This is a genomic window from Pseudomonadota bacterium (assembly GCA_039815145.1).
In the GTDB taxonomy this organism is placed as follows: domain Bacteria; phylum Pseudomonadota; class Gammaproteobacteria; order Steroidobacterales; family JBCBZW01; genus JBCBZW01.
In genome coordinates this window covers 1-19180 of sequence record JBCBZW010000056.1, presented here as the reverse complement: position 1 = coordinate 19180, position 19180 = coordinate 1, and the positions used below count along the sequence as shown (strand labels likewise).

At 67.5% G+C, this 19180-nt stretch carries 16 protein-coding genes; 6 read left to right on the top strand and 10 right to left on the bottom strand.

The window, feature by feature from the left end; genetic code table 11:
* Nucleotides 1-88 precede the first annotated feature (88 nt).
* The gene (locus AAF184_14605) at nt 89-943 is read right to left on the bottom strand and encodes a TatD family hydrolase (protein ID MEO0423565.1); all 855 of its coding nucleotides are present in this window, start codon (nt 941-943) and stop codon (nt 89-91) included.
* Between the two features lie 95 nt (nt 944-1038).
* On the opposite strand from AAF184_14605, the gene AAF184_14600 reads away from it, so the two are divergent.
* The gene (locus AAF184_14600) at nt 1039-2337 is read left to right on the top strand and encodes a M20/M25/M40 family metallo-hydrolase (protein MEO0423564.1); all 1299 of its coding nucleotides are present in this window, start codon (nt 1039-1041) and stop codon (nt 2335-2337) included.
* 4 nt (nt 2338-2341) lie between these two features.
* Here AAF184_14600 and AAF184_14595 read toward each other — a convergent pair whose 3' ends face one another.
* Nucleotides 2342-3949, bottom strand: coding sequence for a hypothetical protein (locus AAF184_14595; protein ID MEO0423563.1), 1608 nt, complete (start codon nt 3947-3949; stop codon nt 2342-2344).
* 455 nt (nt 3950-4404) lie between these two features.
* On the opposite strand from AAF184_14595, the gene AAF184_14590 reads away from it, so the two are divergent.
* A complete protein-coding gene (locus tag AAF184_14590; GenBank protein ID MEO0423562.1) occupies nt 4405-4797 on the top strand; it encodes a hypothetical protein in 393 nt (130 codons plus the stop codon).
* On the opposite strand, the gene AAF184_14585 is transcribed toward AAF184_14590, so the two are convergent.
* The 4 genes from AAF184_14585 to AAF184_14570 form a co-directional block, all read right to left on the bottom strand.
* Complete coding sequence (locus AAF184_14585) at nt 4794-5984, bottom strand: aspartate aminotransferase family protein (GenBank protein ID MEO0423561.1); 1191 nt, start codon at nt 5982-5984, stop codon at nt 4794-4796. The two genes, AAF184_14590 and AAF184_14585, sit on opposite strands and share 4 nt — an antisense overlap.
* A 94-nt stretch (nt 5985-6078) precedes the next feature.
* On the bottom strand, nt 6079-6855 hold the full coding sequence (locus AAF184_14580) for a hypothetical protein (GenBank protein ID MEO0423560.1): 777 nt from the start codon (nt 6853-6855) through the stop codon (nt 6079-6081).
* A 264-nt stretch (nt 6856-7119) separates the two neighbouring features.
* On the bottom strand, nt 7120-8766 hold the full coding sequence (locus AAF184_14575) for an EAL domain-containing protein (GenBank protein MEO0423559.1): 1647 nt from the start codon (nt 8764-8766) through the stop codon (nt 7120-7122).
* Nucleotides 8767-8929: 163 nt separating this feature from the next.
* Entirely contained in the window at nt 8930-10771 is a 1842-nt protein-coding gene (locus AAF184_14570; GenBank protein MEO0423558.1) for a chloride channel protein, read from the bottom strand.
* Between the two features lie 52 nt (nt 10772-10823).
* On the opposite strand from AAF184_14570, the gene AAF184_14565 reads away from it, so the two are divergent.
* Together AAF184_14565 and AAF184_14560 are read left to right on the top strand one after the other, a co-directional pair.
* Complete coding sequence (locus tag AAF184_14565) at nt 10824-11978, top strand: histidine kinase (GenBank protein ID MEO0423557.1); 1155 nt, start codon at nt 10824-10826, stop codon at nt 11976-11978.
* Nucleotides 11978-12619, top strand: coding sequence for a response regulator transcription factor (locus AAF184_14560; GenBank protein MEO0423556.1), 642 nt, complete (start codon nt 11978-11980; stop codon nt 12617-12619). Before AAF184_14565 ends, AAF184_14560 begins: the two co-directional genes overlap by 1 nt.
* Here the strand turns inward: AAF184_14560 and AAF184_14555 are convergent.
* A complete protein-coding gene (locus AAF184_14555) occupies nt 12614-13360 on the bottom strand; it encodes an NAD-dependent deacylase (protein MEO0423555.1) in 747 nt (248 codons plus the stop codon). The two genes, AAF184_14560 and AAF184_14555, sit on opposite strands and share 6 nt — an antisense overlap.
* 96 nt (nt 13361-13456) lie before the next feature.
* On the opposite strand from AAF184_14555, the gene AAF184_14550 reads away from it, so the two are divergent.
* Complete coding sequence (locus AAF184_14550) at nt 13457-14680, top strand: ATP-grasp domain-containing protein (protein ID MEO0423554.1); 1224 nt, start codon at nt 13457-13459, stop codon at nt 14678-14680.
* A 3-nt stretch (nt 14681-14683) separates the two neighbouring features.
* Here the strand turns inward: AAF184_14550 and AAF184_14545 are convergent, their stop codons facing one another.
* Nucleotides 14684-15901: an ATP-grasp domain-containing protein gene (locus AAF184_14545; GenBank protein ID MEO0423553.1), complete on the bottom strand. Its 1218-nt coding sequence runs from the start codon at nt 15899-15901 to the stop codon at nt 14684-14686.
* Between the two features lie 168 nt (nt 15902-16069).
* Here AAF184_14545 and AAF184_14540 point away from each other — a divergent pair, with 168 nt between their 5' ends.
* A complete protein-coding gene (locus AAF184_14540; protein MEO0423552.1) occupies nt 16070-16501 on the top strand; it encodes a DUF6647 family protein in 432 nt (143 codons plus the stop codon).
* On the opposite strand, the gene AAF184_14535 is transcribed toward AAF184_14540, so the two are convergent.
* Together AAF184_14535 and AAF184_14530 are read right to left on the bottom strand one after the other, a co-directional pair.
* Nucleotides 16502-18511 (bottom strand): amidohydrolase family protein, encoded by a 2010-nt coding sequence (locus tag AAF184_14535; GenBank protein ID MEO0423551.1) that lies wholly within the window; start codon nt 18509-18511, stop codon nt 16502-16504.
* Between the two features lie 77 nt (nt 18512-18588).
* A partial coding sequence (locus AAF184_14530) for a class I SAM-dependent methyltransferase (GenBank protein ID MEO0423550.1) occupies nt 18589-19180 on the bottom strand: 592 nt, incomplete at its 5' end.

Below are 19180 nucleotides of genomic sequence, written 5' to 3'. Positions count from 1 at the left end.
GCGTACCGGTACACGCGCTACGAGAAGTGTGCGGTGCAGCCAGGTTCTAGTGCAGTGGTCGGACTTACGTTAAGCGAACCTACGCCGGTCAGGCGGCGGCGCTAGGGCCCGTAGCGCCCGCGCCTCCACCCCAGAAGAGGCGATCGCTGTTGGCGTATACGGCGGACAGGAACTCCTCGACGTCGAGGCCTCTGAACTCCGCAAGGTACTCCGCCACGAACGGCAGGAAGTACGGCGCGTTCTTCGTCCCCCGATAGGGCACCGGCGTAAGGTAAGGCGAGTCGGTTTCGATCACCAATTGCTCCAACGGCGTCGCCGCCACCACCTCGCGCACATTCTCGGCGGTCTTGAAGGTTGCGATCCCATTGAAGCCCAAACAGAACCCTTCGCTCAGGCAGTACTCGGCCAAGGGCAAGCCCGAGGTGAAGCTGTGGATCACCCCCTTGCGCCGTAGGTGACCTGAGAAATTCGATAGGATGGCCCGCGTGTCCTCATCCGCATCGCGCGTGTGCACGACGATGGGCAGATCCTGCTCCACGGCGATCGCGAGCTGTGCTTCGAACACCTGCCGCTGCACGGCGCGGTCGGCGTGATCGTAGTAGTAGTCGAGACCGATCTCGCCCACGGCCACCACCTCCGGCAGGCTCGCCCGCGCGCGGATGGTCTCGCCGGTATCCTCGGTGTAGTGCTCGGCCTCGTGGGGATGCACACCCTGGGTGCACCACAGGGCCTCGTTGCCCTGCGCCAGGTCGAGGACGGTCTGCAGATTGTCCGGCGACACGGCGATGGTGACGATCTTGTCCACCCCCACTTCCCGGGCGCGGGTCAGGGTCGCCTCCAGCGCCTCCTGGTCGAGGTAATCGAGGTGGCAGTGGGTCTCGAACAGCGGGTGCTCGAAGCGGGGAATTTCGGGTCGCGCTTTGGCGCGCTTGGACTTAGGCATGGGCGCGGAGTCTACCATCGCCACCCGCCGTGCTTTGGCACGCAGCGCTCACCGCCGTAGAGTGCTCTGGGTCGACCATCTGACCGGAGCCCGCCATGCCACGCCTTCGCGCCCTGCTGCCCTGCTTCGCCGCCCTCCTCGCGACCGCGCCCGCACCCGCGGCCGACCTCTCTGAGGAAGAGGCCAAGATCGTTGAGGTGATCGAGTCCCGCGCGGAAGAGGCGATCGGGCTCCTCGAGCGCGCGGTGAACATCAACAGCGGCACCATGAATCTCGAGGGCGTGCGCGAGGTAGGCGATCTGTTCCGGGCGGAGTTCAACGACCTGGGCCTCAGCACGAAGTGGGTCGACGGCTCAGCCTTCGAGCGCGCCGGGCACCTCATCGCACGCTCCAACGGCACCGGCCCGCGCCTGCTCCTCATCGGCCACCTGGACACGGTGTTCGAGCCCTTCAGCCCCTTCCAACGCTTCGAACGCGACGGCGATGAGGCCAAGGGCCCCGGCGTGGTGGACATGAAAGGCGGCAACGTCGTGATCGTCGAGGCGCTGCGCGCCCTGAAGACGGTCGGGGTGATGAATGAGGTCGCCGTCACCGTCGCCTTGATCGGTGATGAGGAACGCTCGGGCCGCCCCCTGGACCAGGCCCGCGCGGCGCTGCGCGCCGCCGCGCACAACGCGGACTACGTGCTCGCCTTCGAGAACGGTGACTCGAACCCCGCCACGGCCGTCATTGCCCGCCGCGGGGCCTCGGGCTGGCGCCTGGAGGTGACCGGCACGCCCGCCCACTCCTCCCAGCTGTTCCAACCGGAGGTGGGTGCCGGCGCCGTTTACGAGGCGGCGCGCATCCTCCACGGCTTCTACGAGCGGCTCTCGGGCGAGAATCTGCTCACTTTCAATCCAGGGGTCATCCTCGGCGGCACGGACGTCACCTACGACGCCTTCCAGGCCTCGGGCACGGCCTTCGGCAAGACCAACGTGGTGGCGGGCTCGACGGTGGTCACCGGTGACCTGCGGGCGATCTCCCTGAAGCAGTTGGAGCACGCGCGATCGGTAATGCGCGAGGTGGTCGCGGACTCCCTGCCCGGCACCAGCGCCACCATCACCTTCGATGACGGCTACCCCCCCCTGGCGCCGACGGCGGGCAACCACGACCTACTGAAACTGTTCAGTCAGATCAGCGTCGAGCTCGGCCACGGCGAAGTGGCCGCCGTCGACCCGCGCAACGCGGGCGCCGCCGACGTGTCCTTCACCGCCGGCATCGTCGATCGGGCGATCGACGGCCTCGGCCCCGGCGGTGGCAACGACCACACGGTAGCCGAGTACATCATTCTGCCGACGCTCTCGATCCAGACCCAGCGGGCGGCGCTGATGATTCTGCGTCTGTCGAGGATGTAGCTGCCTAGCCGCCCGGGAAGTCGTCGATCAGCGGCAGCTCGTCGTCGAGGCCGGTGAGTTCCCAGCGACCGAGCGCCATGGGAATGCTGTCGATCTTGTTCAGGCGATCGAAGAAGTCCTTCAGGCGGAAGGGTTCACCGTTCTCGGCCAGCTGCTTGGAGTAGTCCGCGAAGGTCCGCTCCAGCAGGTACTTGCCCGTGACGTAGCTGGTGCCGTAGCCGGGCTGGCGGAGGTAGAGATGCTGCTCGAAGATCAGCAGTTCCTTCTCCGTCTTCATCCACCCCCTCGGCGTCCATTCGACGTGCACGCCACCGGCCTCCTCCATGGTCATCTCGTTGGCGTGGGCGTAGAGCGACCCCAGGCCGCGCGCAGCGCGTTGGGCGAGCATGATCCAGACGATCTCGCGAGAGCGCGGGTTGTGATCGTAGAGGCCCGCGTGCATGAACATCTCCTCCACGCCGGTCGCCAGCCCCTCGCTGTGGCTATCGAAGATGTTGTAGAGCAAGGCCCCCTGGCGCACCGGGCTCGGATGCGGTTCAGTGTCCATGCGGGCGAGCTCGAACCAGTGGTAGAAGTGGGTGTAGAGGGGGGTGGGATCGTAGTGCGCGGCGATCCAGAAGAAGTTGCGCGTCTCCTCCGGCACGAAGGCACCCAGGTGCGCGTACAGGGCCGGCTCGAAATAGTCCTCGTAGGTGAGGATCTCCTCCTCGCGCAGCCACTTCAGGAAGTGTTGGGCGGAGCGCTCGGCCAGGGCGTCATACTCCTCCGGTGAACTGACGGCGACCAGGGGCGGCAGCTTGCGGTTGCGGTGCTCCTCCAAGCGCAGGGACGACCACGCGCGGTCCAGCTCGCGCTTCAGCAGGCGCACCTCGTCTTCCCAGGTCAACGGCACCAGGTGCACGTTCTGCAGGTACCAGGTGTAGTTCTCGCGCCCGATGCCGGAGGGGCCGCTCTTGCTCGGCGCCTGCGCCTCCAGCCAACCGACGAGTTCGCTACTCGCGCGCTTCGCCGCATCCAGGGCGTCGCGCAGGGCCGGCGTCGCGGCCTCACCCACCTGCTCGCTGATCGTGCGCAGGTAGTCGCGCTGCTGGCGGATGTTGCGGATGCCGGTGATCCACAGATCCCGGGCGTTGCCCGTGAGGTTGCCTCGTGCCTGCGCCATCAGGGGCGGAATCACCGCCAGCTCGCGAGCCAAGCGCGCCTGGGCGTCGGCGTCCAAAGGTTGCTCATAGGTCCAGTACTCCACCACCGCGTGATGGGTCGGGCCTTCGTGGCCGGGCACGTCACTGCGCCCCATCCAGATCGATTGATAGAAGGCGGGGTCGCGCACCCAGGGCTTCAAGATCCGATGGTTGAAGTCGTAGCCGTTCATCTCCGCCCGCACGACTTGCCAATCGACCTGCTGCTCGACGGGCCACGCGCTGGGATCGATGGCGCGCAAGCGCTCCCGCAAGGCGAGGAACTCGGGATGACGTTTGGCGAAGGTCGCCGCGGTGTAATCCGGTGCGCCGTCGAGCGAGGGCGGGTGCTCGAAGGCGCGCCATTCGCCGTGTAAGGCGAGAAGTTCCTCGTAGGTCCCTTCGGCAAAGGCGTGCGGTACCCACGCCAACATCAGGGCAAAGGCGGCAGCCACGGGCGCGTAGGTGGCGCTGCGCCACCACTGTGGCGTTGAAGAGGATCGCTGCTGCGGTGATTGTGCTTGCCTGCGCCCTGGGGTCATCGACGTCGCCTCCTGCTTGCGTTGGGGAATCCGCGGGTCGGTCGTCACCGAGTCTTGCCGTGTCAGCGGGCATACTCGATAGTGCGATCTGCGCGAACCTGTCACGCTGGGATTCTAGCCTGGATTATTCATGAGTCTTCGTCGCGAGGGCGACGAGACGCGGGAAAACACGGTGTGGCGCGCAGGCGTACTCGACAGTACGCCGAGCACCTGGAATGAGCACGCACCGTGTTTTGCCGTGTATCGGCGGCCGCAGCAGATGACTCATGAGTAATCCAAGCTCACCAGCTGCGCGCCCGCGCGAACCCCCATCGGGCGCTTGACGCCAGCTTTTGGGAGGCGAGGCCGTGAATCGCTTCGAATCGACACCACCGTTCACCCGGCACGCCGCGCGGATGGTGACCTGCGGCTTAACGCTATTGGGCGCGTGTGCGAGCGTGCCGCCGACACCGCCTTCGGGCACCGACACGCTGACCCCCGTCGGTCCCGCCCTGGACACCCTGGCACGCCAGTTGATCGAACGGGTGGAGCGCGAGTCGAACTGCCGCTACCTGCTCGCCGGCCGCAGGGCGTCCCCGACTCCCGGCGCCTCCTTTAGCGTGTTGCTGCTGAGCTATCGCGGGCCGGAGGTGGAGTGTCGTCAGGGGCTCGAAGCCCTGAACCGCCACGGCGCCCCACAGGGGGTGACCTTCGTGGCCGCCCGCCTGCGCCTCGCCGAGGCAACGCCAGGGGGGCGTTAGCCCGCCTGCGTCAACTGGTAGCGCTGCGCAACAGCGCCCAAGCGCTCGGCACCGATGGCGAGCTCATCATCGCTGATGGTCAGCGGAGGCACGATACGAATCACGTTCTCCCCGGCCGGCACCGTGAGCACGCCCGCCTTGGCCGCCGCCGCCACCACCTCCGCGTTGGCGATGCCGTCCGCGCAACGCACCCCCAACATGAGCCCGACGCCACGCACTTCGACGAACACATCGGGATAGGCGCTGACCAGTTCACCTAGCAGGCCCCTCGCCCGTTCACTCGCCTCGCGGACGCGGGCCAGGAAGGCTGGCGCGCTGACGATGTCCAGCACCGCCTTGCCCACGGCGCAGCCGAGGGGATTGCCGCCGTAGGTGGACCCGTGCGCGCCGAGGGTCATGCAGTTCGAGGCGCGCTCGCTCGCCAGCAGGGCGCCGAGGGGGAAGCCGCCGCCGATCCCCTTGGCCACCATCATGATGTCGGGGGCGATTTGCGCTCGCTCATGGGCGAAGAGGCTGCCGGTGCGCCCGACGCCACACTGCACCTCATCCAGGATCAACAGTGCACCGTGCTCGTCGCAGGCCTCACGCAACCCCCGCAGGCATTGCTCGGGCAAGGGTCGAATCCCGCCCTCCCCCTGCACCGGTTCGATCATCACTGCGGCCGTCTGGGGGCCGATCGCCGCCCGCAGGGCCTCGTGGTCACCGAAGGGCAGTTGGCGAAACCCGGGCAGGAGCGGCGCGAAGCCGTGGGTGAGCTTGGCCGAACCCGCGGCCGCGATCGCCGCGGCCGAACGCCCGTGAAAGGCGCCTTCGAAGGCGAGGATCTCCTGGCGCTGCGTCTCCCCGCGCTCGAACCAATGGCGGCGCACCATCTTCACCGCGAGCTCGCAGCACTCCGTGCCGGAATTGGTGAAGAACGCGGTGTCGGCGAAGGTCAGGCCGACGAGGCGCTCCGCCAGTTCGCGTTGGGCGGGGATCTCGTAGAGGTTGCTCACGTGCCACAGGCGCTGGGCCTGCTCGGTCAGCGCCTGCACGAGGGCCGGATGGGCGTGGCCGAGCACGTTGACGGCGATGCCGGCGGCGAAGTCCAGGTAGCGCTCGCCCTGCGTGTCGACCAGCCAGCAACCCTCTCCGTGGCTGAAGGCGATGGGGGCGCGAGCGTAGGTGGGAAGCAAGGCGGGCATCATGGGGCGATCCTGTCGCGGCAGCGGCCGCGTGGCTGCGATGGGCACAGCCTACTGCGTGCCTCGCGACAGGACCAGCAGCGCCATGCCCGCCCCCTCAGGCGGCCGTGGGGGCGGCCGTTCGCGCATCGATCACCCGGCGACGATAGCGCCGCGCGTACCAACCGGACGCGATGCTGCCGAGCACGGCGGGGGCGATCCACGGCACCAGCGCCCAGTACCCCTCCAACCAGGGCGACATGAAGCGGTTGCCGCCGAAGACGAAGAAGGCCGTGTAAGCACCGATCGAGGCACCTAGCATTCCCTCGAGGTGAGCGACGATGCGCTCCTCGGCGGGCAGCGGTCCGCTCAGGGCCCGATGCAGCATGCGTGGTCCGTTGAACAGGGCGAGGCCGCCGAACACCATCAGCAGGATGCTCCCGGCACGCCAGCCCACGTACGCGGTGGCCACTCCCGCCAGGCACAGCGCACCCAACAGCGCCAGCTGGGAGGGCGAGCGCAGTGCATTCGGGGCCGTGCGCGTGCGCAGGGCGAGCATCCCGTGGCGCACGCTCGCCAGCACCAGCAAGCCAATCGTGAGCAGGAACAGCGCCGCGCGTCGCGCGCTCATCGCCTGGGCCGCCATCACTTCGGGACCTTGCGCGGCGAGCGAACCGTCGGGGTCGCGAATCGCCAGGGGATCGATCAACACCATCACGGCGGCCACCACCGCCGTCACCGTCACCACGCGCATCGCCCACGCGAACCAACGCCCACCGGCGCGATGCTGGGCGTTGCCCTTCCGTGCGAGCATCGCGAACCAGAACGCGATCAACGCCACCGTTCCCGCGCCGATGTGCACGGCGATCAGTCCGAAGTGAATCTCATCGAGCATGGTCCGCTCCTGCGTGAGGGGTATGAAGCCTTGAGTTCAGGCTACGCAGAGCGGGACCTCGGCCCCAGTGCCGAAGGTCACGAGCGAAAAAGTGACTTCTGGCCTAATGCCGATCTGGCTGGTTAGCAGCCTGTTGAAAGACTCTCAGGCGAGTGCGAGACAAGGCGGAAACCGACGAAAAGCGCAGCGTACGAGCTGTACATGAGCACTTTGAGTCGATTTCCAACGCCGGATCGTGCCGCCTGAGGTTCTTTCAACAGGCTGCTAGTGCAGGGCGCGGATGGAGGAGAGCGGCTCCGGGGAGTGGATGAACAAGCCCTGGCCGAAGTCGACCCCGATCTCGCGCAGGGCGTGCTCGATCTGCGCGTTCTCGATGAACTCGGCCACGCTACGAATGCCCATGTCGCGGGTGAGCGCATGCATGCCACGGGCGACGATGTAGTCGGATCGGTTGGTGCAGATGTTGCGGACGAAGCTGCCGTCGATCTTCACGTAGTCCACGGGCATATCGCGCAGGTAACGGAAGGACGAGAGGCCGGCGCCGAAATCATCGAGGGCGACGCGACACCCTGAGTCACGCAGGAGGTTGATGAAGTGCACCGCGTGGGTGAGCTCTTCGATGGCGGCGGTCTCGGTGATCTCGAAGCACACCTTGCTGTGTGGCACGCCGTGGGTCTCGAAGGCGCGGTGGATCGAGCGCACCAGCGACTCGTCTCCCAGCGACTGGCCGGAGATGTTGAGGGCGAAGTGGTCCACTCGCTCCAAGGCGTCGCGGTGTTCAGCGATCCAGGCAAAGGCGTGTTCGATAACCCACCGATCCAACTCGGCGGCGCGCAGGCTCTTCTCCACCACGGGCAGGAAGCTCGTGGGGCGCATGAGTTCCCCGGTGCTGGTGCGAAGGCGCACGAGCACCTCGTAGGACGGCAATCCGCCCTCCACGCCGAGGGGGCAGATCTTCTGCGCGAAGAGCTCGAAGCGATCGTGCTCCATGGCCTGATTGAACTGGGAGAGCGCCTCGAGCTCGGAGCGCCGGGTGCGGACCGTGTGATCGGACTCGTCGTACCAGGCGAAGCGATTGCGGCTGCGCTTCTTCGCCGACGACGCCGCGTGCTTGGCCATGCTGATCGCGCGCGCCGCGCTGGAGATATCGGGGCTGATCACGGCCAGGCCGATGCTCGAGGCGAGGCTCACCGACTTCTCCGAGCAACGGGCGCGGTAAGCCGAGATCTCCTCGACGAGGTTGTTGGCGATCTCCTCGGCCGATATCGCGTCGCGTTGTGGCAGGAGCAACGCGAACTCATCGCTGTTCAAGCGCGCACACACATCGCCCCGCGATGCGTGCCGCTCGAGCAGCCTCGCCACCCGACTCAGCAACTCATCGCCGGCTTGGTGGCCGCAGAGCTCGTTCGCAATCTCAACGTTGTGCAGGTCTACGACGCAGAGCACGTGGTCGACCGGGTCGAGGCGGGAGCTGCCCTGGCGCAGCAGACGCTCTATCTTGCGCGTCAGCCCGTGCAGGTTGAGGAGCCCGGTCAAGGAATCATGGCTGTCGCGCTGGTCGGTCACATCGCGCGCGACACCGACGATCCCCTGCAGATTCCCCTCCGCATCGAGGGCGGGGGAGAGACGGGTGGTGAAACGACGTTCGCCGGTGAGGGTGCGGTAGCGGGTCTCCGCGCACACGGTCTTGCCCGTGTTGGTGACGCGCTTATCGAGCGCGGCGAGTTGCTTGGCGTCTTGCCTGGGGAACAGATCTGTGTCGTGGGCGCCGAGGATCTCGTCCGCTCGCTTGCCGAACAGGCGCGCGGCACGGCGATTGACGTACAGGTAGGCGCCACTAGGGTCTTTTACGTATACGGCATCATCGATGCGGCCGATGACGTCGAAGAGCAGATCTTTGATGTCGATCATGACACTCCACCCTCGCCGCCTCGCAACTCACCGCGGCCTCGGGTCAAGCTATTTCTTAGCTGCGCAGAACTCACTCACACAAGACTAGCACGCGCGCGGCAGATGATGCGCACGAATAAGCGCGCCACCGCCATGGCGCATGCAATGCGTCTACGAACCGTTCTCAATCAAGGTAGACGCGCTCGACCATCCGGAGGGTGAGCACGCCGTACACGCGGCGAATGCCCGGTGCCGTCACCGCCTCCACGTACAGGGCGTCGATGTCCGCCTGCTTCAAGCGCTCCAGGGCCTCGTGCAAGGTAGCCTGCAGCAGGACGGGGGCACTCTGACGACGGTCCGCGGGGATCTTCATGAGATCGATCAGGGTCTCGGCCGCGTCGCCCTCATCGCCCTCCGCGATGGCAGCCTCGGGTGGGGGATTCGCTTCCAGGAAGCGGGCGAGGTCCGCCGCGGGCATCAACACGCGCGGATCCTCGGCCTGGTCGATGAGGAGCCAATCGGGCGCGTCCTGCAGCAACGTCACGCATTGCTCGCGGGACAAGGTGTGGTCGGTGCGCGCAAAGCCCCGGTCCATCACGCTGGCCACGCCGCGTCGGCGTAGGGCCTGCAGCACCGGCGCGGCGCTGTAGTCGAGGCCGGCGGCGCGCAGCTGGGTCACGAACAAGGACTCCTTGCGGAACAGCTCACGCACGGTGATACCGGAGAGCACCACGGCCAGCATCCCGGGGAGGATTACATCGGGGCTGTCCGTCAGCTCGAACATGGCCGTGAGCCCGGCCAAAGGCGCCTGCAAGCTGGCCGAGATGGCGGCGCCCATGCCGAGCAGGGCGAAGGTGCCGACGGGCACCTCGGTGGCCGGCGCCATCAGGTTCACTGCACTCGCGAGCAACGCCCCGCCCATGGCACCGACGAAGACCGCCGGACCAACCGCGCCGCCCGGCACGCCGAGCCCCAAGGAGATGGCCGTCGCCACGATCTTCATCACCAGCAGCAACGCGAGCAGCGTGAAGGCGAGATTGCCGGTCAGCGCCAGCTGCACCGTGTCGTAGCCGATACCCATCACATCCGGTAGCCAGAAACCGATCGCACCCAGCCCCACGCCCGCCAGCATCATGCGCCAGTAGATGGGCACGACCTTCATTCGCGCCGCCACCCACCCGAGGGCGTGGTTGAGGGTCGCGGACACGACGCCCGTGAACACCCCCAAGGCGATCACCCAGCCCATCAGCTCCAAATCGGCCAGATGCGTCTGCGGCACCACGAACGCGGTCTGCTCGCCGAAGACCAGGTGGGAGATGGTGGTGGCGCTCACGGAGGCGAGGATCACCGGGATGAAGCTCGCCACCGTGTACTCCATCATCACCACTTCGAGGGCGAAGACGACGCCGGCCAAGGGCGTATTGAAGGAGGCACCGATGCCGGCCGCGGTGCCGCAGGCGACGAGCGTACGAATCGAGTTGTTAGGTAGCCGGAAGCTCTGCCCCAAAAGGCTGGCGCTGGCCGAGCCGAGGAAGACGTGGGGCCCCTCCCGGCCCACGGAGTGCCCGGACATGATCCCTATCGCCGAACCGAAGAACTGCAGGAAGAACTCGCGCAGGCTGAAATGGCCCTGGTGATAGGCCATGCGCTCCATCACCCCGGCGATGCCGAGCATCGTGTTGCCCTTGGCGAAGTAGCGGAACATCGCCGCTAACAGCACGCCGCCGAGGATCGGCAGCACAAACCTCGCCGACGGCGGCAGCCCCTCGAAGTTCTCCGGGCCCTGGCCCGGCAGGAAGAGCTCCTGCGAATGCTCGACGCCCCAGCGAAACCCGACGATCACCGAGCCCGCCAGCACGCCCGCGCACAAGCCCATGAAGGAAAGCGCCAGCAGCTTGTCGGGATTGGCCAGCTGCAAGCGCAGGGACTCCAGCCCTCGCCCACCGAGCCTCGCCAAGGGGCTGAATACGCCGATACCGCTTCTCCTCTTACGAATGCCGCCGCCCCGAGCCCGCGCTCGAGACATTCATGACTTCTGGCCTATCGGCAGGGGACTGGCCATGGGCCACAATGCCCCCATGAGTGCTTCCCTACGCCAAACCCTCGGTCGCCTGGCCGCCGCCCTGATCACCTGGACCGTGGTGTTCACCCTCACCGTCGGCGCGATCAACGATCCGCGCCACCTCAACACCACCATCGCGCCGCTCGCGACGCCGGCCATCATCCTGCAGCTGGCGTACCTGGTGGCCATGCTCGCGCTGACCCTACGCAAGCGCATGGACGCCCTCAGCTACGTCCTGAGCGCCACCCAGCTGCTGCTCGCCCTGTGGCTCGGGGTGTTGCTGCCCTTCGACTGGCTGCAAATCTACACCATCATCTGGATTGCCATCCTGCCCTCGGTGGTGCCGAGCGCTCGCATCGCCTGGGGACTGTTGGGCGCGGTCGTGCTCACCTGGTACCTGATCGGCGAATTCGTCTGGCAGGAGTCCGACGCCCTGCGCGACGCCCTCCTGTTCGGCACCTTCCATCTGTTCGCCCTGGTCTCCGCACGGGAGACCCTGGCCGCCCGCCTCGCGCGCGACGCGGCCGACACGGCCAACCGAGAGCTCCGCGGGACACGCCAACTCCTCGCAGAAAGCTCGCGAGCGGCAGAGCGGGCCCGCATCGCCCGCGACCTGCACGACATGCTCGGCCACCACCTCACCGCCCTCTCCATCAACCTCCAGGTGGCCTCACGTACCGCCGACGGCGATCAGCGCGAGCGCCTGGAACACTGCCACGCCCTGGCACGCCTGCTCTTGAGTGACGTGCGCGAGACCGTGGGCGAACTGCGCGCAGACCCCGGCCTGGATCTCTCGCAAGCCCTGCAGAGCGTCACCGAGCACACGCCGGGCTTGACCGTGCACCTCGACGTGCCCAGCCCCTTCCCGGTGGACGATGTGGCCACGGCGAGCACGCTCTTGCGTACGGTGCAGGAGGCCACCACCAACACCCTGCGCCACGCCCAAGCTCAGCACAGTTGGATCCGCCTGCGCCGTGAGCCAGATCACCTGCACCTGCAGATCCACGACGACGGCCGAGTGAAGGGCGAGCTGCAGCCGGGCAACGGGCTGAAGGGCATGCGCGAGCGCGCACTCGCCCTCGCCGGCAACCTCCAGTTCGCCACCCGCGACAACGCCGTGCACCTGGACCTGCGCCTGCCCCTGGACCCGGTTCCTCAGGCGGGCGCCTGATGCACCGGGTCGTCGTGGTGGAGGATCAGGCGCTGGTCCGCGCCGGCATCAAGTCGCTGCTCGCGCTCTCGGACCAGGTGGATGTGGTGGGAGAAGGCAGTGACGGGGACGAGGTCGCCTCCCTGGCCGAAACGCTGTCACCGGACGTGTTCCTGATCGACATCCGCATGCCGCGCGTGGATGGCATCGAGGCGATCCGCCGCCTGCGCGCGAGCGGCGATGACACGCCGGTGATCATCCTCACCACCTTCGACGACCACCGCCTCGTGCTCGACGGCATCGAGGCGGGAGCCCAGGGGTATCTGCTCAAGGATGTGTCCCTCGAGGTGTTGATCGAGGCGATCGACTCCGTCTGTCAGGGCAAGACCATGCTAAGACCGGCGATCACCGAGACGGTGATCGATAGCCTTGCCCGGCGCACGACACCCTTCGAGGCGAGCGAGGTGCCAGAGCCCCTGTCGCCGCGGGAGCTGGAGGTGTTGCGCCTGATGGCCGGGGGTTACTCGAACAAGGAGATCTCGAGCGCCCTGTCGAAGTCCGAGGGCACCATCAAGAATCAGGTGTCCGCCGTGCTGGCCAAGCTCGGCGTGCGCGACCGCACCCGAGCGGTGCTGAAGGCGATCGAGATGGGGTGGCTATAGGCGACGCTGGCTGGCGAGCACTTCCTCGACGAAGGCCGGCACCAGGGCGGATGCGGGACCCTGGCGGGCTTGGTGGAAGGCGGAGGCGCCCTCCGAGGGCTCCAGGTTGAGCTCCAGCGTGTAAGCGCCCGCTGCCCGCGCCGCGCGCACGAACCCGGCCGCCGGGTAGACGTTGCCCGATGTGCCGATGGAGACGAACAGGTTGCAGGCCTCCAACGCCGCCTCGATGCGATCCATGTGCATGGGTATCTCCCCGAACCACACGACGTTCGGCCGCATCCCGCCGCGCTGACCGCAGGATCCACAGGCGAGGTCGACACTCAAATCGCCCAAACCCTCGACCACGGCGCCACAATGTTGGCAACGGCTGCGGTGCAGTTCCCCGTGCATGTGCACCAAGGCGTCGCCGGAGCCCGCCCGCTCGTGCAAGTCGTCGACATTCTGCGTGGCCAGCAAAAAATCGCCATCCCACTCCTGCTCGAGGCGAGCTAGCGCCCGATGAGCCTCGTTGGGTGCCACACCGTCCGCGCCGGCCTGGGCGCGGCGGAGGTTGTAGAACTCGAGCACACGGGCCGGATCGCGGGCGAAGGCGTCCGGGGTGGCGACGTCCTCGATGCGGTAGCGGGACCAGATGCCATCCGCATCGCGGAAGGTGGCGAGCCCGGACTCCGCCGACACGCCCGCCCCCGTCAGCACCACGATCTTGCCCTGGCTGCCCAGCGGCAGCGGCTCTTGCGCCATCGCTCTCGTTCCGTGTTTCCTGCACCTGCGCGGCAAGTCTAGCCCGATCGCCGTAGCGCCAGGCGAGCGACGGCGGTCCCTTGGTAAACTAGCCCCATGAGTACCCACGCCATCTTTGCAGCGCCGTTCTTCATGGACGCCACGCTGAAGTTCGTCAGCGCCGCGGCCCAGACCCCCGGGGTGAACCTCACCCTGGTCAGCCAGGATCCCCTCGAGAAGGTGCCGGCGGAAGTTCGCCACCTGCTCGCGGGCCACGCCCAGGTGCGCGACGGCCTCGATCCACAGCAACTCGTCGATGCGGCGCGCCACCTGCAGCAGCGCCACGGCCCGGCGCGCGCCTACATCGCCTCCCTGGAGCAGCTACAGGTGCCCCTGGCAGCGGCGCGGGAAGTGCTCGGCATCCCGGGGCTGAGCGTGGAGGCCGCGCACAACTTCCGCGATAAATCGCAGATGAAGAACGTGCTGCGCGCCCACGGCGTGCCCTGCGCGCGCCATGCGCTGGTGGGCGACATCGGCGCCGCCAAAGCCTTCGCCGCCAAGGTGGGCTACCCGATCATCGTCAAGCCCCCCGCGGGCGCAGGCGGCAAGGGCACCTTCCGCCTCGACAACGACGGCCAGCTCAACAGCTTCCTGTCGATGTACCCCCCGGTGCCCTCGCAGGCCTCGCTCTACGAGGAGTTCGTCTCCGGTACCGAGTACTCCTTCGACAGCGTGTGCGTGAACGGCGAGATGCGCTGGCATTCGATCTCGCGCTACTTCCCCTCGCCGCTGAACGTGATGAAGAACCCGTGGATCCAATGGGTGGTGGTGCTACCACGCGATATCGCCGGCCCTGAGTTCGATCCCATCCGCACCGCCGCCGCCCAAGGCGTTCGCGCCCTGGGACTGGAGACCGGCCTCAGCCACATGGAGTGGTTCCACATGGCGGACGGGCGCATCGCCGTGTCCGAAGTGGGCGCGCGGCCGCCCGGCGCGCAGTTCACCTCCCTGCTCTCCTACGCCCACGACGTGAACTTCTACCGGGTGTGGGCGCGACTGATGATCCTGGGCGAGTTCGAGCCGCCCGAGCGTCGCTACGCTGCCGGGGCCGCGTACTTCCGCGGCCAGGGCGTCGGCCGCGTGCGCAAGATTCACGGCCTGGATGAGGCCCAACGTCGCTTCGGCGATCTGGTCATGGAAACCCACCTGCCGCGCGAGGGGCAGGTGCCCTCGAGTTCCTACGAGGGCGATGGCTACGTGATCGTGCGCCATCCGGACACGGCGCGGGTGGAAGAGGCGCTTAGCGAGATCGTTAAGCTCGTGCGCGTGGAACTCGCCTGACGGCTACTGCGCGTTCAGGTGGAGGTCCGAGCCGACGGCGTCGGCCATCTCCAGGGTCGTTTGCAGGTCTTCGTGGCGCAGCATGATGAAGCCGTCGGACACCAGCGTCTTGCGCCAATCGCGCCGCTGCGACCCCACCGGCAACAGGGTGTTCCACACCACGTGCTCGCCGAAGCGACGCTGCAGGGCGTCCGTGCCTTCGATCTGGCGAATGCGCCCGATGCCGCGGGCCCGCTTGTAGATCGTGGCCACGTTGTAGCGACGCTCGAAGCGCTCGCCCAGCTCGCCCCGCGCCACCGCTGAGCCCCACGCGCGGAACACGTCGAAGTCGCAGGCCCACTTCATCTGGTCCACCTGGTGGGCGCCGGGCGGCCGGGCACCGATCTCCCCGAACACCACCTCGCCATCGGCCTTGCGGTACCACTCCATGTGGGTGAAGGCCGTGTCCACGCCGAGCGCGGCGATCACCTCGCGGCCCATCTTCGCGCCCTCGGCCAGGGCAGGGTCATCCACATCCCGCAGGGCGATCACCTGGGGGCTGATCCACTCGTTGCTGCGCGCGATCAGCGGCCGCGGGCGATACCAGGCGATGTTGTGGTAGGCGATCTCGCCGCCGATGGTGATCGTGTCGTAGGTGTACTCCTCACCGTCGACGAACTCCTCCACGCTGATCTGCGGCACGTGGGTGAGCTTGGGCAGCACGTTACGAAGATCATCTTCCGAATCGATCCGATAGGTATCGGCCGACCCTGCGCCGGCAATGGGCTTGACGATGAGCGGATAGCCGATACGCTCCGCGGCCTCCCACGCGCCGGCGATGCTGTCCACCTTGTGGTGGCGCGGGGTGCGGATGCCCGCCTCGTCCAGGGCGTGCTTCATCGCTTCCTTGTCGCGGAACAGGGTGGCTTGGTCCACCCGCATGCCCGGCACGCCGAAGCGTTCGCGCAAGGTGGCGGCCAGCTCGATGCCGGGCTCCCACAGGCACTCGATGCGATCGATCTCCACGCCGCGCAGTTGGGCCACCAGTTCCTGGATCAACGCGTCCGTACGCCAGAGAGACCGGACCTGCACGTAGTGGCTGAGAGAGCGTCGTACGAGGTCAGGCAGGCCCTGCGCCGGCGAGTCACCGACGCCGTAGACGCGGGCGCCGCTCTCCGCCAGGCCGCGGGCGAACTCGGGCATGTCGGCAGGGTATCCAGGGGAGAGCAGCAGCACATTCACGGCATGTCCTTCGCAAGTGGGTGGGCTTGGGGCGAAGGATAGCATCGCCGCGCGCGGGCCCATGCGGCGCGCGCGCACTTCGCGCACTGTGAACCAGTGTGCTTCCGCGCCCTCGCGGCGGGCGCCAGAGTCGAGCGTACCTGACCGGAATACTCACCGGGGAACGCGATGCTCGAACTCATGCTCACGCTCGCCTCGCAACTGAGCGGCTACCCGCTGCCGGCGCAGATGCCGACGCTCGAGTTCCGATCCGCCGCATGGCTGGAGGCGCAGGCCTGCCCCGAAGGCGCCACCGCACGCTGCACCGACGTGCACGGCCTCTACCTCGATCACGGCAACGTGATCTACCTCGACGAGCGTCTGGAGGCTGCCGGGCACGACCCCATCGCGCGATCCCTCGTGCTGCACGAACTCGTGCACTTCCTGCAGGACCAGGCAGGCCTCAACGCCGACGACTGCGCCCAGCGCCAAGCCCGCGAGTTCGAAGCCTATCGCCTGCAACAGGCCTTCCTGCGACGCGAAGGGCTCATCGCCGAACTGCATTTCGACAGCGGCGATTGTCCGATCAGCGAAGCCACCGCCGCCGCCCACGGCGACTGATCAACGCGCCTCGCCGAAGGGCAGGAACCCCGCCTCGCGCAGCAGATCAGCCGGCCGATAGATCGCCTTGTCCTTGATCACGTACTGAGCACCGTAGAGCGCGGACAGATCGCTGAGCGGATCCCCCGCCACCAGCACCAGGTGGGCGCGCTTACCCTTGGTCACGGACCCCAGCTGCTGCTCCACGCCCATGTGCTCTGCGGCCCCCAGCGTCGCCGCGCGCAGGACGTCCGCCGTTGGGATGCCCGCCTCCGCCAGATACATCATGTCGCGGATCACCGCGAAGCCCGCGGGGCCCCAGTCCGTGCCGGGCAACAGGCGGATGCCCGCGTCGTGCAGGCGCCGGATCAGCGCCCGCGTCAGCTGCGCCGTGGCCTGCCCCTCCTGTTCGATGCCCTCGTTGAAGCCCGGCTCGCTGATCATCCCCCGCGCCAGGGTGGGCGGCAGGTGATCGATGAAGGGCGTCGCCAGGGTCGAGACCTCGCCCGGCGTGTTGGCGAACATCTGCATGAACAGCGAGTACGTGGGGTCGTGGGCCACCCCATGCGTGCGCATGAGTTGAATGAACTCGGAGATCTCCGCCGACCAGGGATCGAGCTTACCCGCCTCGCGCGTCGGCACGATGAAGCGTTGCGGCGTGCGCGTGTCGATCTCCGCACCGTTCAGGAAGTTGAGCAGGATCATGTTGACGTGCGTGACCTCATCGAAGCCCGCCCGGATGGCGTCGGCCGCGGTCATGCCCGAGGGGATGTGACCGAGCACCGTGAGCCCAAGACCGTGCGCGTGGTCGGCGATGGGGGCGACCCACTCGGGGTCGATCGAGCTGTACAGCTTGATGCCGTGGAAGCCGCGCTGGGCATAGAAGTCAACGAATCCGATCGCCTCCTCGAGGTTGGCGGCGAGCATGCCCGTGGGCGCAGCGAACTCGCCCCGCCGGTCGATGAAACCCATCGGGTAGACGTCCGGCGCCGCGATCTTGCCCTGCGCCGCCTCGCGACGAGCGCGCATGACGTAGTCGGGATCGTTCGCCATGTCGCGCACGTTGGTCACGCCCGAGGCCAGGTAGTTCAGGTAGCTCTCGGCGCCGATGTGGGCGTGCATGTCCCACAGACCGGGGATCAGCAGCATGCCTTGCGCATCGATGACCGTGGCACCTTCCGGGGCCGCGACGGCCTCGTGGTACACCGCGCTGATGATTCCGTCGTGCAGGAACACGCTGGCCTCGGGCACCACCTCGCCGCTGTGCGCGTCGAACAGGCGTGCGCCGACGATCGCCACCAGGCCCTCTAGGGGCTCGCGCAGGCGCTGCGCGACGTCGGTCAGGTACTGATCCTGCGCGGCCTGCTGGCGAGCCTTGAGCTGGGCGATTCGCGCCCCCTGCCCCTTCGGCGTGACGCCAAACCAGTTGTAGTCCGCCCCGTACAGGGCGCCCGTCTGGTCCAACCACAGGTACTCGGGCATCGAGCCGAGGCCGGTGATGGCGTAGAGCGTGACCTGCGCACCCTCGCCCTCGTCGAGGATGATGGTCTCGACCTCGCGGATGCTCGCCTCGCCCGCCGGCAGCAGGGACAACCTGCCATCGGGCTGCTTGAGCAGGGCGCGGGCGAGGATGGCCGAGTACTCGGGGAAGCTGTTCGACGGCACGTACACCGCGGGACCGACCACCTTCTGCTCTCCCTCCTCCACGGTGGAGCGCCAGCGCGCCTTGCCCTCCACCTGAGAGAACTGCTCGTCGACCTCGGCCTTGTAGTAGTTCACGCCGGTGACGTGCAGGAACACGGGCAAGCCGTCGGCGTCGAGGCGCACGATGCTGGTGGTCTCGGGGCCGCGGCCGCGATCGTTGAATTCGAAGGTGATCTGCAGCGAGCCGTCGTCGGCGTAGGTGACGACCTGGCTGCCGGACGGCTCACCGATGGTGAGAAAGTCGTGCTCGACGACCTTCTCCGCCGCTAGCGCGGCCGCACCCGCCAGCAACGCGAGGAGAAGGCAGGCGATGAGGGAACGCAGCATGGAGAGCTCTCCGACCGAACGATAGACAGCTCCACCTTACCGCGTCCCCGCTACGCGTTGCGCGTCATTCGTCTCGCTTATTCGGGACGCCGAGCGACGATGAACACGGCCTGGGACTTGCCGCCATCGGGCACCCACTGCACTTCCAGTTCAAAGCCCGCGTAGACCAACGCCTGCTCGAACTGCTTGCGCGTGAACACGCGCACCAGCGGCAGCAACCCGAGCGCGTGGCCGATCGGGCCGATCAGCCCGAACCACCACATCTTGTCGCCGAGACAGGCGGTGTTGCTCACGAGCACGCCACCGGGACGCAACATGGTGTGCAGGCGCTTTACCGTGCCCTGCCAGTCGTCCAACAGGTGGAGGATGCTGTGGGCCATGATCACGTCGACGCTCTGCGCTGGCACGTCGAGGGCCTCGACGGTGCTGACCTCGAAATCGACGTTCTCGACCCGCGCGTCCTTCGCCTTGACGCGGGCGATCTCGATCATCTTCTGGGAGCCGTCCACTGCGCGCAGGTGGCGCACGCGGTGGGCGTGATGCAGGGCCGTGGTGCCCGTGCCGCAGCCGATCTCGAGCACCTCCTGCTCGGGGCTCAGGTAGCGCGCCGTGACGGCGAGCTTGTGTTCGTAGGCCGCCTCGTCGGGGACGGCTTTGGCGGCGTAGCTG

Excerpts from the sequence above, each read along its gene's own strand:
- AAF184_14575 (MEO0423559.1), bottom strand. The coding sequence starts at position 8,766 with ATGATCGACATCAAAGATCTGCTCTTCGACGTCATCGGCCGCATCGAT.
- AAF184_14555 (MEO0423555.1), bottom strand. The coding sequence starts at position 13,360 with ATGGCGCAAGAGCCGCTGCCGCTGGGCAGCCAGGGCAAGATCGTGGTG.
- AAF184_14570 (MEO0423558.1), bottom strand. The coding sequence starts at position 10,771 with ATGTCTCGAGCGCGGGCTCGGGGCGGCGGCATTCGTAAGAGGAGAAGC.
- AAF184_14565 (MEO0423557.1), top strand. The coding sequence starts at position 10,824 with ATGAGTGCTTCCCTACGCCAAACCCTCGGTCGCCTGGCCGCCGCCCTG.
- AAF184_14535 (MEO0423551.1), bottom strand. The coding sequence starts at position 18,511 with ATGCTGCGTTCCCTCATCGCCTGCCTTCTCCTCGCGTTGCTGGCGGGT.
- AAF184_14605 (MEO0423565.1), bottom strand. The coding sequence starts at position 943 with ATGCCTAAGTCCAAGCGCGCCAAAGCGCGACCCGAAATTCCCCGCTTC.
- AAF184_14560 (MEO0423556.1), top strand. The coding sequence starts at position 11,978 with ATGCACCGGGTCGTCGTGGTGGAGGATCAGGCGCTGGTCCGCGCCGGC.
- AAF184_14585 (MEO0423561.1), bottom strand. The coding sequence starts at position 5,984 with ATGATGCCCGCCTTGCTTCCCACCTACGCTCGCGCCCCCATCGCCTTC.
- AAF184_14550 (MEO0423554.1), top strand. The coding sequence starts at position 13,457 with ATGAGTACCCACGCCATCTTTGCAGCGCCGTTCTTCATGGACGCCACG.
- AAF184_14600 (MEO0423564.1), top strand. The coding sequence starts at position 1,039 with ATGCCACGCCTTCGCGCCCTGCTGCCCTGCTTCGCCGCCCTCCTCGCG.
- AAF184_14540 (MEO0423552.1), top strand. The coding sequence starts at position 16,070 with ATGCTCGAACTCATGCTCACGCTCGCCTCGCAACTGAGCGGCTACCCG.
- AAF184_14580 (MEO0423560.1), bottom strand. The coding sequence starts at position 6,855 with ATGCTCGATGAGATTCACTTCGGACTGATCGCCGTGCACATCGGCGCG.
- AAF184_14595 (MEO0423563.1), bottom strand. The coding sequence starts at position 3,949 with ATGTTGGCGTGGGTACCGCACGCCTTTGCCGAAGGGACCTACGAGGAA.